This window comes from Nocardioides sp. LMS-CY, from assembly GCF_018732145.1.
GTDB lineage: Bacteria > Actinomycetota > Actinomycetes > Propionibacteriales > Nocardioidaceae > Nocardioides > Nocardioides soli.
This window is the reverse complement of sequence record NZ_CP076104.1, coordinates 1,558,028-1,571,660: the sequence shown is the minus strand read 5'-3', so window position 1 is coordinate 1,571,660 and position 13,633 is coordinate 1,558,028. Positions and strand designations below refer to the sequence as shown.

General features: G+C 74.0%; 17 protein-coding genes and 1 riboswitch. Of the genes, 9 read left to right on the top strand and 8 right to left on the bottom strand.

Features of this window, described 5'->3' with window-relative positions; translation table 11 throughout:
• Window positions 1–4 precede the first annotated feature (4 nt).
• Window positions 5–694 carry a cell division ATP-binding protein FtsE gene (gene ftsE, locus KM427_RS07500; protein ID WP_183591064.1) on the bottom strand — a complete coding sequence of 230 codons (690 nt, stop codon included), beginning with the start codon at window positions 692–694 and terminating at the stop codon, window positions 5–7.
• Window positions 695–779: 85 nt separating this feature from the next.
• Between ftsE and KM427_RS07495 the strand changes: the two genes are divergently transcribed.
• Together KM427_RS07495 and KM427_RS07490 are read left to right on the top strand one after the other, a co-directional pair.
• The gene (locus tag KM427_RS07495) at window positions 780–1,385 is read left to right on the top strand and encodes a hypothetical protein (protein ID WP_215526816.1); all 606 of its coding nucleotides are present in this window, start codon (window positions 780–782) and stop codon (window positions 1,383–1,385) included.
• Window positions 1,386–1,395: 10 nt separating this feature from the next.
• Entirely contained in the window at window positions 1,396–2,022 is a 627-nt protein-coding gene (locus KM427_RS07490; protein WP_215526815.1) for a hypothetical protein, read from the top strand.
• Window positions 2,023–2,046: 24 nt separating this feature from the next.
• On the opposite strand, the gene KM427_RS07485 is transcribed toward KM427_RS07490, so the two are convergent.
• The 6 genes from KM427_RS07485 to KM427_RS07460 all read right to left on the bottom strand — a co-directional run bounded on the left by KM427_RS07485 (window position 2,047) and on the right by KM427_RS07460 (window position 8,100).
• The gene (locus KM427_RS07485) at window positions 2,047–2,955 is read right to left on the bottom strand and encodes an oxygenase MpaB family protein (RefSeq protein ID WP_215526814.1); all 909 of its coding nucleotides are present in this window, start codon (window positions 2,953–2,955) and stop codon (window positions 2,047–2,049) included.
• 127 nt (window positions 2,956–3,082) lie between these two features.
• Window positions 3,083–3,730: a DUF6518 family protein gene (locus tag KM427_RS07480; protein ID WP_215526813.1), complete on the bottom strand. Its 648-nt coding sequence runs from the start codon at window positions 3,728–3,730 to the stop codon at window positions 3,083–3,085.
• A complete protein-coding gene (prfB, locus tag KM427_RS07475) occupies window positions 3,694–4,812 on the bottom strand; it encodes a peptide chain release factor 2 (protein ID WP_183591069.1) in 1,119 nt (372 codons plus the stop codon). Before prfB ends, KM427_RS07480 begins: the two co-directional genes overlap by 37 nt.
• 48 nt (window positions 4,813–4,860) lie before the next feature.
• On the bottom strand, window positions 4,861–5,613 hold the full coding sequence (locus KM427_RS07470; protein ID WP_183591070.1) for a response regulator: 753 nt from the start codon (window positions 5,611–5,613) through the stop codon (window positions 4,861–4,863).
• Between the two features lie 46 nt (window positions 5,614–5,659).
• On the bottom strand, window positions 5,660–7,609 hold the full coding sequence (locus KM427_RS07465; RefSeq protein ID WP_215526812.1) for a PAS domain S-box protein: 1,950 nt from the start codon (window positions 7,607–7,609) through the stop codon (window positions 5,660–5,662).
• Window positions 7,610–7,635: 26 nt separating this feature from the next.
• Window positions 7,636–8,100 carry a CAP domain-containing protein gene (locus KM427_RS07460; protein ID WP_215526811.1) on the bottom strand — a complete coding sequence of 155 codons (465 nt, stop codon included), beginning with the start codon at window positions 8,098–8,100 and terminating at the stop codon, window positions 7,636–7,638.
• Between the two features lie 200 nt (window positions 8,101–8,300).
• Here KM427_RS07460 and KM427_RS07455 point away from each other — a divergent pair, with 200 nt between their 5' ends.
• Genes KM427_RS07455 through KM427_RS07425 form a run of 7 tightly spaced genes read left to right on the top strand, consistent with a single transcriptional unit; the run spans window position 8,301 to window position 12,848 of the window.
• On the top strand, window positions 8,301–9,572 hold the full coding sequence (locus KM427_RS07455) for a TadA family conjugal transfer-associated ATPase (protein WP_215526810.1): 1,272 nt from the start codon (window positions 8,301–8,303) through the stop codon (window positions 9,570–9,572).
• Window positions 9,572–10,423 carry a type II secretion system F family protein gene (locus tag KM427_RS07450; protein ID WP_215526809.1) on the top strand — a complete coding sequence of 284 codons (852 nt, stop codon included), beginning with the start codon at window positions 9,572–9,574 and terminating at the stop codon, window positions 10,421–10,423. The genes KM427_RS07455 and KM427_RS07450 overlap by 1 nt, the downstream gene beginning before the upstream one ends.
• Window positions 10,420–11,367, top strand: a complete 948-nt coding sequence (locus KM427_RS07445; protein WP_215526808.1) for a type II secretion system F family protein — start codon at window positions 10,420–10,422, stop codon at window positions 11,365–11,367. The genes KM427_RS07450 and KM427_RS07445 overlap by 4 nt, the downstream gene beginning before the upstream one ends.
• A 21-nt stretch (window positions 11,368–11,388) precedes the next feature.
• The gene (locus tag KM427_RS07440; protein WP_215526807.1) at window positions 11,389–11,571 is read left to right on the top strand and encodes a hypothetical protein; all 183 of its coding nucleotides are present in this window, start codon (window positions 11,389–11,391) and stop codon (window positions 11,569–11,571) included.
• Window positions 11,571–11,960, top strand: a complete 390-nt coding sequence (locus KM427_RS07435) for a TadE family protein (protein ID WP_215526806.1) — start codon at window positions 11,571–11,573, stop codon at window positions 11,958–11,960. The genes KM427_RS07440 and KM427_RS07435 overlap by 1 nt, the downstream gene beginning before the upstream one ends.
• Window positions 11,957–12,406, top strand: coding sequence for a hypothetical protein (locus KM427_RS07430; protein WP_183591171.1), 450 nt, complete (start codon window positions 11,957–11,959; stop codon window positions 12,404–12,406). Before KM427_RS07435 ends, KM427_RS07430 begins: the two co-directional genes overlap by 4 nt.
• Window positions 12,393–12,848: a pilus assembly protein TadG-related protein gene (locus KM427_RS07425; RefSeq protein WP_215526805.1), complete on the top strand. Its 456-nt coding sequence runs from the start codon at window positions 12,393–12,395 to the stop codon at window positions 12,846–12,848. Before KM427_RS07430 ends, KM427_RS07425 begins: the two co-directional genes overlap by 14 nt.
• A 21-nt stretch (window positions 12,849–12,869) precedes the next feature.
• Here KM427_RS07425 and KM427_RS07420 read toward each other — a convergent pair whose 3' ends face one another.
• The gene (locus KM427_RS07420) at window positions 12,870–13,445 is read right to left on the bottom strand and encodes a C40 family peptidase (protein ID WP_183591173.1); all 576 of its coding nucleotides are present in this window, start codon (window positions 13,443–13,445) and stop codon (window positions 12,870–12,872) included.
• A 3-nt stretch (window positions 13,446–13,448) separates the two neighbouring features.
• A riboswitch (cyclic di-AMP (ydaO/yuaA leader) is annotated at window positions 13,449–13,595 on the bottom strand.
• Between the last annotated feature and the right edge of the window lie 38 nt (window positions 13,596–13,633).

Genomic DNA, 13,633 nt, shown 5'->3' with positions numbered 1-13,633 from the left:
CCGTTCAGTGCTGGAATCCGTAGACGCCCTGCGCCTGGTCGCGGACCAGGCGGCCGCTGTCGAGCTCGATGACCCGCTTGCGCATCTGGTCGACGATCCCGGCGTCGTGCGTCGCCATCAGCACGGTGGTGCCGGTGCGGTTGATCCGGTCGAGCAGCTTCATGATGCCGACCGACGTGGTGGGGTCGAGGTTGCCGGTCGGCTCGTCGGCGATCAGGATCATCGGCCGGTTGACGAACGCGCGCGCGATCGCCACCCGCTGCTGCTCGCCACCCGAGAGCTCGTCGGGCATCCGGTCGCCCTTGCCCTCGAGGCCGACCAGCTCGAGCGTCTCGGGCACCACCCGGTTGATCTCCGACCGCGACCGGCCGATCACCTGGAGCGCGAACGCGACGTTCTCGGAGACGGTCTTGTTGTTGAGCAGCCGGAAGTCCTGGAAGACGGTGCCGATCTGCCGGCGCATCCGCGGGACCTTCCAGCTCGCGAGCCGGTTGATCTCCTTGCCGGCGACGTACACGCGCCCGGAGGTCGGGCGCACCTCGCGCAGCACCAGCCGGAGGAAGGTCGACTTGCCGGAGCCCGACGTGCCCACCAGGAAGACGAACTCCCCCTTCTCGACGTCGACCGTGACGTTGTCGAGCGCCGAGTGGGTCTGACCTGGGTAGGCCTTGACGACCTTCTCGAAGCGGATCACGGGAATCGAGCGTAGACGCTGCACCTGAGAGCGGCCGCCGCGACGCCCGGACGGGCGCGTCGGGCCGCCGGCTAGGTTGTCGGTCGTGTCCGTCGTACGCCGTGGGGTCGTGGCCGCCGCGCTGATCCCGTTGGTCGTGCTCGCCGGCTGCACGTCGGCCGGCGACGAGCCGACGGCCGAGCCCAGCGCGACCGTCACCGCCCTGGCCGACCTGGCGACCGACGACGTCGCGGTGGTCAGAGGCGACTTCTGCGCCCGGGTCAGCCCGCAGGAGGTCGAGGAGGCGCTGGGCGGCGCCGCGACCGACATGACCGACGCGACGACGTGGAGCAACGGCGACCGGGCCCGGGTGGCCGACGGCGTCCGCGACGTCGTGCACGAGTTCGGCTGTGCCTGGACCACCGACGTGAACACCGCCCGGGCCTGGGTGTTCGCGCCGCCGGTGACCGGCCGGCAGGCGCACCGGCTGGGCCGGGCCGCGGTGCGGGGCGACGGCTGCGAGCGGGTGCCCGACGCGGAGCGCTTCGGCGCCCACTCCCTCGCCGTCGTCTGCCGCGCGGCTGGCGAGGCGACCACGACCTACCACGGGCTCTTCGGCGACGCCTGGCTGTCGTGCTCGCTGACGGGCGCCGACCTGGCGCGCACCGACCGCTGGTGTGCGGCCGTCCTCCAGGCTGGACGGGCAGCGTAGGTTGGTCCGCATGCTCTCCCGTTCCCGTGCTCTTCCCGCAGCCGTGCTGATGGCGGCGCTGCTCGGCCTGTCCGGCTGCGGGGACGACACTGACGAGCCCACGACCACCGCCTCCGACTCGGCCGGGGCCACCGACTCGCCGACGGCGTCGACCAGCCCGTCCGAGACCGCCGCCCCGAGCAGTGCCCGCACCGACTTCTGCGCGCAGATCCCGAAGCCGGCGATCCGGACCGCGCTGTACGGCGCGGCCATCTACGACGAGGCCTGGGCGCCCGGCGAAGATGCCGACGTGCGGGGCGGGGTGCACGCCGCGGGCGCCGAGTTCGGCTGCGCCTGGACCGCGAAGGACGGCACCACGGTGACGGCCTGGCTGTTCGCCGCACCCGTCTCGGCCGACGAGGGCGCGACCCTGGTGAAGAAGGCCGGGGCCGGCTGCGAGCACAAGAAGGTGCGCGCGCCAGGCGCCGCCGCCGCCGTCACCGTGCAGTGCATCAGCGACGACGACACCGTCACCCGCACCCAGGCGCTGTACGGCGACGCGTGGCTGTCGTGCTCGCTCCAGACGCCGGGCATCCTGACCCGGCTCGACCGCGCGGCCGACTGGTGCGACGCGGTGCGCGAGGCCGCGCTGGTCTGACCCCCGGCCCTGGCTCGGCCTCGCTCAGCCGGCCTCGCCGGCGGCCGGTTCGGGTGCGGCGTGGTGCACCGGGCAACCGTTGCGACCCGGCACCGGGAAGGTCCCGAGCCGGTCGATCTCGTACCCGTCCGGGTAGCTGCGGATCCACGCGACGTCCTCGATCCGCTTCGGCTCACGGCGGGCGGGATAGGCCCGCAGCAGCAGCCCCCGCCCCCGGAGCGCGGCCCGGCTGAGCCGCTGGACGACCGCCGGCGGCGCGGCGTACCGGAACGCCTCGCGCAGCGGCTGGTCCATCAGCGCCCGCGCGAAGAGCCCGGCGGGGCGCCGCAGCGGCCGGGCGTAGAAGGTCCGCATCAGGTCGAGCGTCGCGTCGGCGACCCGGCGGCCCCCCTCGTCGTAGGCGAAGTGCTCCGCCTCGTAGGCGTCCATGAGCTCCTCGAAGCCGGCGTAGGTCGCAGGGAGGTCCTTGATGCCCATGTGCCGGCCGAGCGTCCGGTAGTAGCGGACGCTCGCCTCGACCTCGTGGGCGGTGAACCGGCGCTTGCCGTAGTCGTCCATCCAGCGCTTCGGGACCACCACGAACGTGCTCAGCACGTAGCGGAACTCGTGGTCGGGGATGTCGTAGGCGCGGTGCATCGCGTTGATCCGGCGGATCGCGGCCCGGGCCTCGGGGTGCTCGAACCCGAGGCGGGTGGGCGGTTCGAGCAGCAGCGCGGTGTCGTCGTACCGCTTCTGCACGCGGCCGGTGAACTCTCCGGTCTCGTCGAGGAGGCGGCCGATGCCCGGCACGGCGTAGGTGCGGAACAGCGCGAAGCTGAGCGCCTGGTTCATGTCCCAGGGGAACTCGTGGCTGACGACGTTCCGGTAGATCTCGACGAAGTCGGTCTCCGGGTCCAGCCGGTCGTTGCGCCGCTTCCAGTGGTCGCGCCTCATGCCGCCAAACTAGGACAGACGCTCGGAGGTTTCGAGGCTCGGCGCTGGCGCGCCTCGCGCCTCAACCACCGGGAGCAGCGGTGGTTGAGGTGCGAAGGCCGCCAGGCCTGACCCTCGAAACCACCCGTCAGCGGAAGGCGAGCAGCGCCTCGTGGACGCCGTACCCGAGCAGGCCGAGACCGGTCGCCACCGGCACCAGCACGCTCGGCGAGACCCGCCCGCGCGCCGTGGCCCAGGCGACGAGCACCAGCGAGGTCGCGACCAGGCCGGCGACGACGAGGTCGCGGTAGTCGACGCCGCTCGCGCGGGCGTGCGGGATCTCGGCGATCGGAACGCCGGCGAGCAGGCCCCAGGCCAGCACCCGCGTCGTCGAGGACTCGCTGTGCTCCCCCAGCCAGCCCGCGCCGCCGAGGATCCCGCCGAGCAGCGCCCCGCCGACGAGCCACACGGGCGCGCCGTAGTCGCTCAGCATCGAGCCGCCGGCGCCGAGCGTCGCCTGCCAGACGTAGTAGGTGACCAGGCCGGCCTCGACGGCGGCGATCGCGGTCAGCCCCGCATGGCGTACGTCGCGGGCGCCGCGACCGGCCACGAAGGCCAGCACCAGCCACGGTGTGCCGAGGTCGGGCAGCGCCCGCAGCGCTCCCGGCAGGTCCGCGCCCTGCGCGGAGAGGACGCCGAGCGCGACCCCGCAGCCGAGCAGGAGCGGGAGGCGCAGCCGCGCCCGGGCAGCCGGGGCGGTCAGTTGGCGTCGGCCTTCTCGGCCTCGCGGCGCCACCGGATGCCGGCCTCGATGAAGCCGTCGATGTCGCCGTCGAAGACCGACTGCGGGTTGCCGACCTCGTAGCCGGTGCGCAGGTCCTTGACCATCTGGTAGGGGTTCAGCACGTAGTTGCGCATCTGGTCGCCCCACGAGCTGGTGGCGTCGCCGCGCAGCGCGTCGAGCTGGGCCCGCTCCTCGGCCTTCTTCAGCGCGAGCAGCTTGGCCTTGAGGATGACCATCGCCGAGGCCTTGTTCTGCAGCTGCGACTTCTCGTTCTGGCAGCTGACCACGGTGCCGGTCGGGATGTGCGTCAGCCGGACCGCGGAGTCGGTGGTGTTGACCGACTGGCCGCCCGGTCCGGAGGACCGGTACACGTCGACGCGGACCTCCTCGTCGGGGATGTCGATGTCGTCGGTCTGCTCGAGCACCGGCACCACCTCGACGGCCGCGAACGACGTCTGCCGGCGGCCCTGGTTGTCGAAGGGGCTGATCCGCACCAGCCGGTGGGTGCCGCCCTCGACCGACAGGGTGCCGTAGGCGTACGGCGCGTGCACGGCGAAGGTCGCCGACTTCAGGCCGGCCTCCTCGGCGTACGACGTGTCGAAGACCTCGACCGGGTACTTGTGCTGCTCCGCCCAGCGCGTGTACATCCGCAGCAGCATCTCGGCGAAGTCCGCGGCGTCGACGCCGCCGGCGCCGGAGCGGATCGTGATCAGCGCCTCGCGCTCGTCGTACTCGCCCGAGAGCAGGGTGCGGACCTCGAGCGCCTCGACCGACTTCGTCAGCCGGCCCAGCTCGGTCTCGGCCTCGGCCAGCGAGTCGGCGTCGCCCTCCTCCTCGGCCAGCTCGACGAGTACGCCGAGGTCCTCGACGCGGCTGTGGAGTCCGGTGAACCGCTCGAGCTCACCCTGGAGCGCGGAGAGGCGTCCGGTGACCCGGGTGGCGTTGGCCTGGTCGTCCCACAGGTCCGGCGCGGCGACCTGCTCGCCGAGGGCGGCGATCTCCTCGCGCATGGCGTCGAGGTCGAGCACCTTCTCGATGGAGCTCAGGGTCGCCTGGAGCTGCTTGATCTCTGCGTCGAAGTCCGGTCCTGCCACAAGCAGCAAGGTTACGTGGCGCGCGGCCTCCGGGCCTACTCGCCCGCCTCACTCACCGGCGCCGACGGCGATCGGCAGCTCCGCCCAGACCCGCTTGCCGCCGGCGACACCCGCCTCCATGCCCCAGGAGACGGCGACCGCGCCGACCAGGTGCAGGCCGCGTCCGTGTTCCTCGGTCTCGGTGAGCGGCTTCGGCTCGGGCGTGCCAGCGCCGTCGTCCTCGACCTCGATCCGCAGCGCCGGGCCGGCCGTCGCCAGGCGGACCCGGTAGGACGACTCGGCGTGGGTGAGCGCGTTCGCGGCCAGCTCGCTGACCACGAGCATCGCGTCGTCGACCGAGGTCTCGATGCCCCACTCGTCGAGCTTCTCGCGGACGAACCGGCGCGCGATCGCCACGCTGCTCAGCTCGTCGGGGAGATCCAGCACGGCCTCTTCGCGGATCGACCGGCCGACCTCCTCGAGCAGCTGGAGCAGGTAGCCGAGGTCGACGTCCTTGAGCGCGAAGCCCGCGGCGTTCGCGTCGATCCAGGACCGGTCCACGCCTTCGAGGCCGGAGAAGACCACGACCTTGGTCGCCGGCGCGTCGGCGCGGATGCGGCTGAGCACCTCCTGCCCGGCGATGTCGGGCAGGCCCAGATCGAGAACGACGACGTCGGGACGCAACTGCGCGGCGAGGTCGACGGCTTCTGCACCGTCTCCCGCCTCACCCACGACCTCGAACCCGCCCCGGAAACGGAGCGAGGTGCGGACCAGTCGGCGTACCTCAACGACGTCGTCCACCAGGAGGACGCGGATCGGCACGGTTCGAAGCCTAGCGAATCCGCCGGATCCGGACCGCTGCCGAGCGTCACCGCGCGTCGTCGGGGGCCCGGGGCAGCCGGACCACGAAGGCGCCCGGCTCGCCGAGCTCGGGTGGCCGGTACGACGCCTCGCCCCCGTGCTCCCGGGCGAGCTGGCGCACGATGTAGAGGCCCAGGCCCGTGCCGCCGGCCGACCGACCGGTCGCGAACCGCTCGAACAGCCGCTCGCGCATCTCCGGCGGTACGCCGGTCCCCGCGTCCTGCACGGTCACCAGCACGTCGTCCCCGTCGAGACGGGCGGCGACCCGTACGGGCGGCACGCCGTGCACGAGCGCGTTGGTGATCAGGTTGTCGACGACCTGGGCCAACCGACCGGCGTCGCCCACGACCAGCAGCCCGGGCTCGGCCTCGACGTCGAGCGCCCGGTCGGGGCTGCCGCGCTGGGCGGTCGCCGCGGCGGCGACCACGATCGGCGCGACGTCGACCTCGCCCATGCGCAGCTCGAGCCGGCTCGACTGCAGCCGCGACGCCGTCAGCAGGTCGTCGAGCAGCCGCCGCAGCCGCGCCGAGCTGGCGCTCATGCCGGCGAGCAGCTCCGCCCGCTCCGCCGCGTCGAGCTCGTCCCAGTGCTCGGCCAGCAGGTCCGCGGTGCCGCCGAGGACACCGACGGGCGTGCGCAGCTCGTGGGCGGTCACCGCGAGGAAGTGCGCCTGGTCGTCGGCCGCCTGCTGGAGCCGCTCGTTGGCCGCGGCCAGCGCGGCCGCCGCCTCCTCCCGCTCCTGGAGCAGGCTGCGGCGCTCGGTGATGTCGCGCACGACCTTGGCGAAGCCCACATGCACGCCGTCCGAGTCGCGCACGGTGGTGATGACGACCGTGGCCCAGAAGCGGCTGCCGTCCTTGCGGATCCGCCAGCCCTCCTCCTCGTAGTGCCCGTCGCGCAGCGCCAGCTCCAGCTCGTGCTCGGGGTGCCGGGCCTGCTGGACCTCCGGCGGGTAGAAGGTCCGGAAGTGGCGGCCGACGATCTCGTGCGCGGCGTACCCGTTGATGCGCTGGGCTCCGGAGTTCCAGCTCTCGACCCGGCCCTCCGGGGAGAGCATGAAGATCGCGTAGTCCTCGACGTTGTCGACGAGCAGCCGGAACCGGATCTCGCTGCGCCGCAGCTCCTCCTCCGCGCCGCGCTGGCCGGTCACGTCCTGCACCTGGGCGAAGAGGTAGAGCGGCCGCCCGCCGCCGTCGAGCACCGGCGCCAGCGTCGCCACCACGCGCCGCGGCGGGGTCGCGCCCGCGACCTCGTGCTCGACCTGCCCCGACTCGACCGAGCCGTCGAGGATGCCGTCGAGCAGGCGCTGGAGGGTGTCGGCGGCCGGGCCCACGAACGCGGCGTACGACGAGCCGACCAGATCGTCCACGGGGCGCTCGAGGATCGCGCCCAGGGAGTGGTTGGCGCGGACGATGTGCCCGGCGAGGGTCACCGTCGCCATCCCGATGGCGGCGTCCTCGAACACCTCGCGGAAGCGCTCGAGGTGCTCGCTCAGCACCCGGTGCTCGGCCTCGTCGGCCCGGCCGAGCGGCGCGGCCCGGGGCGGGACGGCGGGCGTCGACCCGCCGGCATCGAGCACGTCGACCAGGTCGCCCGCGAGCGTGTCGAGCGAGGTGAGCTTCTCGAAGAACGCCGCCGCGCCCAGCTCGGCCGCGCGGTGCGCGAGCCCCTCCTCCTGGAAGCCGCTGTACATCACGACCGTGGTGCCCGGCGCCGCCTCCAGCACCCTCGGGAGCGCCTCGAGGCCGTCCACCACCGGCATCGACACGTCCAGCAGCACCAGCGCCGGCTGCAGGCGGCGTACCACCTCGACCGCCTCGGCGCCGTCGCCCGCCTCGGCGACCACGTCGAGGAGTCCCGACGACCGCAGCCGAGCGCGCACCAGCGCGCGCACCTCCGCCGCGTCGTCGACGACCACGATCGTCGGCCGCGGCTGCCCTGCCGCACCTGCGCCCACGCAGGGAACCTAACCCGCGCGGGTCGTCAGCCGCGTCCGAACACCTGCGAGACCCACCAGCGGCCGTCGTCGTCGCGGTACGCCCCGATGCCCATCAGCCGGAACTGCCGGCGCAGGATGTTCGCCCGGTGGCCGCTCGAGTGCATCCAGCCGCGGTTGACCACGGCCTTGCCGCTCGGGTAGCCGACCGCGATGTTCTCGCCGACCATCGTCAGGTCGCAGCGCCGCAGCATCGGCTTCAGCGACTGGTGCACGAGCTCGCCCTTGCGGGCCATGCTGCGCGCCCAGCGCTCGGCGAAGCCGGTCAGGCAGGCCTGCTTGCGCAGGCGGGTCAGGCTGCGGTCGGTGCGTTGCTGGTTGGTGGCCGAGAACGCCGTGTCGGCATACCTCGCCTCCGGCGCCTTCGCCTGCGCAGGCGTCAGCCACAGTGTGGTCGCCACGACCACGACGGCCAGCGCGGCGAGCACTGACTGTCGGATTCCCAAGAACATGGCACCCCTCGATCGTCGACGGACGGGCTGGGAGGACGCTACCGGTTCCGGGCGCTCCGTGGGCAACGACCGCGAGAGTCGCCGGCGAGTTGCGGGAGACCGGTGACGGTCGCGGTTGTCCACAGGCCGCGGGACCGGGCCTGTTTCGGAGACCCGCTCGGCGGAGAGACTGGCGGCAAGGATCCGACTCGGGGGACCTGATGTCACTGACCCAACCGGCCGCGCGCCGTACGCCGGGCGCCCACGGCGAGCTCGTCGAGCGGCTCGACCTGCAGGTGCGCGAGCTGGTCCGCCGCGAGGGAGTGGATCCGCAGCACGACCCGCTGCTGGTGCGCCGGATCGCCGAGGGCGTGGTCCGCGACCACGACGAGCGCAGCCTCACCGGCGTCGTCGCCGCGGTGCCCGACGTCGGCGCCATGGTCGGCGAGCTGGTCGCGCGGGTGTCGGGCTTCGGTCCGCTCCAGCCGTTCCTCGACGACCCGACGGTCGAGGAGGTGTGGATCAACGACCCGAGCCGGGTCTTCATCGCCCGCAACGGGCGCCACGAGCTGACCACGCTCGTGCTCACCCGGGCCCAGGTGGAGGAGCTGATCGAGCGGATGCTGAAGTCGAGCGGGCGCCGCATCGACCTCAGCAGCCCGTTCGTCGACGCCATGCTCCCGGAGGGGCACCGGCTGCACGTCGTGCTCGAGGGCATCAGCCGGGGCTTCTCGGCGGTCAACATCCGCAAGTTCGTGGTCCGCGCCGGCCGGCTCGGCGAGCTGGTCGAGCTGGGCAGCCTGACCCCCACCGCGGCGACGTTCCTCGAGGCGTCGGTGCGCGCCGGCCTCAACATCATCACCACCGGAGGAACGCAGGCCGGCAAGACGACCATGCTCAACTGCCTGGCGGCCGCGATCCCCGGCGGCGACCGGGTGGTGTCGGCCGAGGAGGTGTTCGAGCTGCGCTTCCCCCACCCCGACTGGGTCGCCCTGCAGACCCGGCAGTCCGGCCTGGAGGGCACCGGGGAGATCCGGCTGCGCGACCTGGTCAAGGAGAGCCTGCGGATGCGGCCGAGCCGGATCATCGTCGGCGAGGTCCGGGCCGAGGAGTGCCTCGACCTGCTGCTCGCGCTCAACGCCGGGCTGCCGGGCATGTGCACGATCCACGCCAACAGCGCCCGCGAGGCGCTGGTCAAGATGTGCACCTTGCCGCTGCTGGCCGGCGAGAACATCTCGGCCCGGTTCGTGGTGCCCACCGTCGCCGCGTCCGTCGACCTGGTCGTGCACCTGGGCGTCGACGAGCGCGGCGTACGCCGGGTCGACGAGATCGTCGGGGTGCCGGGCCGGGTGGAGCAGCACGTGATCGAGACCGAGACGGTCTTCGAGCGCCGCGGCGGCGAGCTGCGGCGTACCGGCGGGCTGCCTCCCCATCTGGAGCGGTACGAGCGGGCCGGCATCGACCTGCACCGGATCCTGGCCGGCGCGTCCTGATGGGCGCGCTCGTCGGCCTCGGGGTGGGCATCGGCCTGCTGCTGGCCTGGAGTGCGTTCTTCCTGCCGCGGCGCGGCCCCACCGCGCCCCGCGCCCGGCGGACCACCGACCTGCTGGCGCGCGCCGGGCTCGGCCAGGTGTCGGCGACCGGGTTCGTGCTGCTCTGCGCCGCGTGCGGGGTGGGCACGACCCTGGTGATGCAGGTCGTCTCCGGCACGCCGCCGGTGGCGCTCGCCTTCGGCGCGATGGGCGGCTGCCTGCCGGTCGCCGTGGTGTCCGGCCGCGCCCGGCGGCGCCAGCGCGAGCTCGCCGAGGTCTGGCCGGAGGCCGTCGACAACCTGACGTCGGCCGTGCGCGCGGGCATGTCGCTGCCCGACGCCCTGGCCGGGCTGGCGGTGCGCGGCCCGGTGCCGCTGCGGGCCGCCTTCGACCAGTTCGCGCTCGACTACCAGGTGACCGGCCGGTTCGGGGAGTCGCTCGACCGGCTCAAGGAGCGGCTCGCCGATCCCGTCGGCGACCGTGTCGTCGAGGGCCTCCGGGTCGCGCGCGAGGTCGGCGGCGGCGAGCTCGGCCGGCTGCTGCGCAACCTCTCGACGTACCTGCGCGAGGACCTGCGCACCCGCTCCGAGATGGAGTCGCGCCAGGCCTGGACGGTCAACGGCGCCCGGCTGGCCGTCGCGTCGCCGTGGCTGGTGCTGCTGCTGATGTCGCTCCAGCACGACGTGATCCGGCGCTACGCGTCGCCGGTCGGCGTGGTGGTCCTCGTGGTGGGCGCCGGCGTCTGCCTGGTGGCCTACCGGCTGATGATGCGGATCGGCCGGCTGCCCGTCGAGCGACGGATCCTGTCGTGACACCGGCCTGGTGGGGAGCCCTGCTCGGCGCGAGCGCCGCCGGCGGGCTGCTGCTCGTCGCGGTCCGGGTCCGCGCCATCCGGCGCCCGCAGCTCGCGCACCGGGTGCTGCCCTACCTCCGCGACCTGCCCTCGCTCGACGGCGCCGGCGACCGGGCCGGCGACCGGCCCGGACCCACGCCCGTGCCGGCCGCGGTCGGCGTCTTCGGCCCGCCCCTGCGCTCGGCGGCCGACGCGGTCGAGCGGGTGCTCGGCGGTGCCGCCTCCGTCGAGCGCCGGCTGGCCCGGGCCGGCATCGACCGGTCGGTGCACGAGTTCCGGGTCGAGCAGGTCGTGTGGGGGCTGGTCGCCTTCGCGGCGACGGCGGCCCTCGCGCTGCTGCGCACCCTCACCGACCCCGGCAACCTGCTGCTGTGGGTGGTCGCGTGCGCGATCGCGTTCGTGGCGGGGGTGCTCGCCCGCGACAGCCACCTGACCGGCCAGGTGCGCAGCCGCGAGCGGCGAATGCTCGCCGAGTTCCCGGCCCTCGCCGAGCTGTTGGCCCTCGCGGTCGCCGCCGGCGAGAGCCCGGTGATGGCGCTCGACCGCGTCGTACGCCGCAGCGGCGGCGAGCTGTCCCGCGAGCTGGGCCGGGTGCTGGCCGCCGTGCGCACCGGCGAGCCGGTCGCGGCGGCCTTCGACGGGCTCGCCGCGCGCAGCGGGCTGCCGGTCGTCTCGCGCTTCGCCCAGGGCGTCGCGGTCGCCGTCGAGCGCGGCACCCCACTCGCCGATGTGCTGCACGCCCAGGCCGCCGACGTCCGCGAGGCCGGCCGCCGCGAGCTGATCGAGTCGGCCGCCCGGCGCGAGGTGCTGATGATGGTGCCCGTCGTCTTCCTGGTGCTGCCGGTGACCGTGATCTTCGCGTTCTGGCCCGGGGTGGTCGGGCTGTCGCTGACCACCCCCTGACGTCCCACAAGGAGGAACCCGATGAACGACCTGCTCCTGGCCCTGGTGGCCCGGCTCTCCCCACGCGAGCGCGACGAGCGCGGCGACGTGCCGGGGTGGGTGATGATCACGGTGATGACCGCAGGGCTGGTCGTCGGCATCACGGCGATCGCCGGCCCGGCCCTGCAGGACATGGTCAGCTCGGCGCTCGCCAAGGTGCGGTAGTGCCGGTCCGGCGGCGCGGCGAGCGCGGGTCGGCCGTCGTCGACTTCGTGCTCGTCCTGGTGGTCCTGGTGCCGATGTTCCTCGGCATCCTCCAGGTCGCGCTGGTGCTGCTGGTGCGCAACACGCTCGCGTCGGCGGCATCCGAGGGCGCGCGGTACGCCGCGACGCTCGACCGCGGCCCGGCCGACGGCGCCGACCGGGCCCGCGACCGGATCGACGGGGCGATCTCGGGCCGGTTCGCCCGCGACGTGTCCGCGCGGCCGACGGCCGTCGACGGCGCGCCCGGCGTCGAGGTCACCATCCGGGCCGTGGTGCCCGCCCTCGGCATCGGCGGCCCCGGGGTCTCGCTGGAGGTGACCGGCCACGCGGTCGAGGAGCAGCCGCCGTGAGGCGCCGTGACGAACGCGGCAGCGCGCTGGTCGAGCTGAGCTGGCTCGGCCTCCTGCTGCTGGTCCCGATGCTCTGGATCGTGGTCTCGGTGTTCGAGGTGCAGCGCGGCGCCTTCGCCGTGTCCGGTGCGGCCCGGGCCGCCGGCCGCGCCTACGCCCTCGCGCCCGACGACGCCGTCGGCCGCGCCCGGGCCGAGGCCGCGGCCCGGCAGGCGCTGCGCGACCAGGGCATCGGCGGAGCGCCGCTCGAGGTGCACGTCTCCTGCACGCCGTACCCGCACGACTGCCACGCCGGCACGTCGGTCGTCACGGTCGTCGTCGAGTCGAGCGTCGACCTGCCGCTGCTGCCGGACCTGCTCGGCGGCGGCGCCCCGAGCTTCGCCCTCGACGCGACCCACGACCTGCCGATCGGGCAGTACCAGGAGGCCGCCGATGCCGCGCCGTGACCGGCGCCCGGACGAGACCGGCCAGACGACGCTGCTGATCGTCGGGTTCGCGCTGGTGCTGGCGATGGCCGTGGCGACCGTGGTCGACGTGTCCGCGGCGTACCTGCGGCGGCAGGGCCTGAGCACGGTCGCCGACGGCGCGGCGCTGCGGGCCGCGGACCTCGCCGCGACCGGCACCGAGGTCTACACCGGCGGCGTGCCGCAGGGCCGGCTCCGGCTGAGCGCGGAGCGGGTCCGGGGGTCGGTGCGCGACTTCCTGTCCCGGTCGGGGGCGTACGACGACTACCCGGGCCTGGCCTTCGAGGTCGACGTCGACCCGGCCTCGTCGCACGTCACCGTGCACGTCACCGCCCCGCTCGAGCTGCCGCTCACCGTCCCCGGCTCTCCGCAGGTCGCGACGATCGGCGCCACGGGATCCGCGGCCGTCGTGGCCGAGCGGTAGCGCCCGAGCGGTCCGGGTCCGTCAGGCCCGGAAGCGCAGCGTGCCCGCGAACCAGGAGTTGGTCCACACCGGGTCGGTGCGCACCCGCGTGCCGGAGTACGGCGCGTGCAGCACCATCCGGCGACCGTGGAACCAGCCCGCGAAGACGCCGACGTGGTAGACGCCACCGCCGCCGGTGAAGAAGATCAGGTCGCCGCGGCGCATCGCCGAGCGCGGGATGTGGCGGGCGAAGCCGGCCTGGGCGGACGAGGTGCGCGGGATGCCGCTGAAGCCGGCCCGGCGGAAGCTGTAGAAGGTCAGCCCCGAGCAGTCGAAGCGGTTGGGGCCGGCCGCGCCGTAGCCGTAGGGGTCGCCCTTCTGCGCCACGGCGGTGCGCATCGCGACCTCGATCCGGCTGGGCTTGGGCCGGTGCTTCTTCTTGCCGTGCTTGGTGCGCTGCTTCGGCTGGTCCTGCTGCACGCTCTTCTCGACCGTGGCCGAGTGTGCGTCGGAGACCGGCGCGGAGGTGAGCAGGCCGATGGCGAGGGCGCCGCTGGCGAGGACCCTGGCCCCGGTATGGGTGCAGGCGCGCAGGACGACGGACAGGGGTGTGGACATGTGCGTGGTTCCTTCCCACGCCTGTGAGGTGAGCTGTCGGGTTCGGGCGAGGAAGGTGCCCGGCCGCCCTCAGGCGGCTTCACCCCAAGCGGCCGGCAAGCCGCGTAGAAAGTGGGTCCCCCACTCCTGCCCGTACTGCGTCACTCGTCGGTCGGGACGTGCCCCACCTGGTGGACCGGTGCCACGGA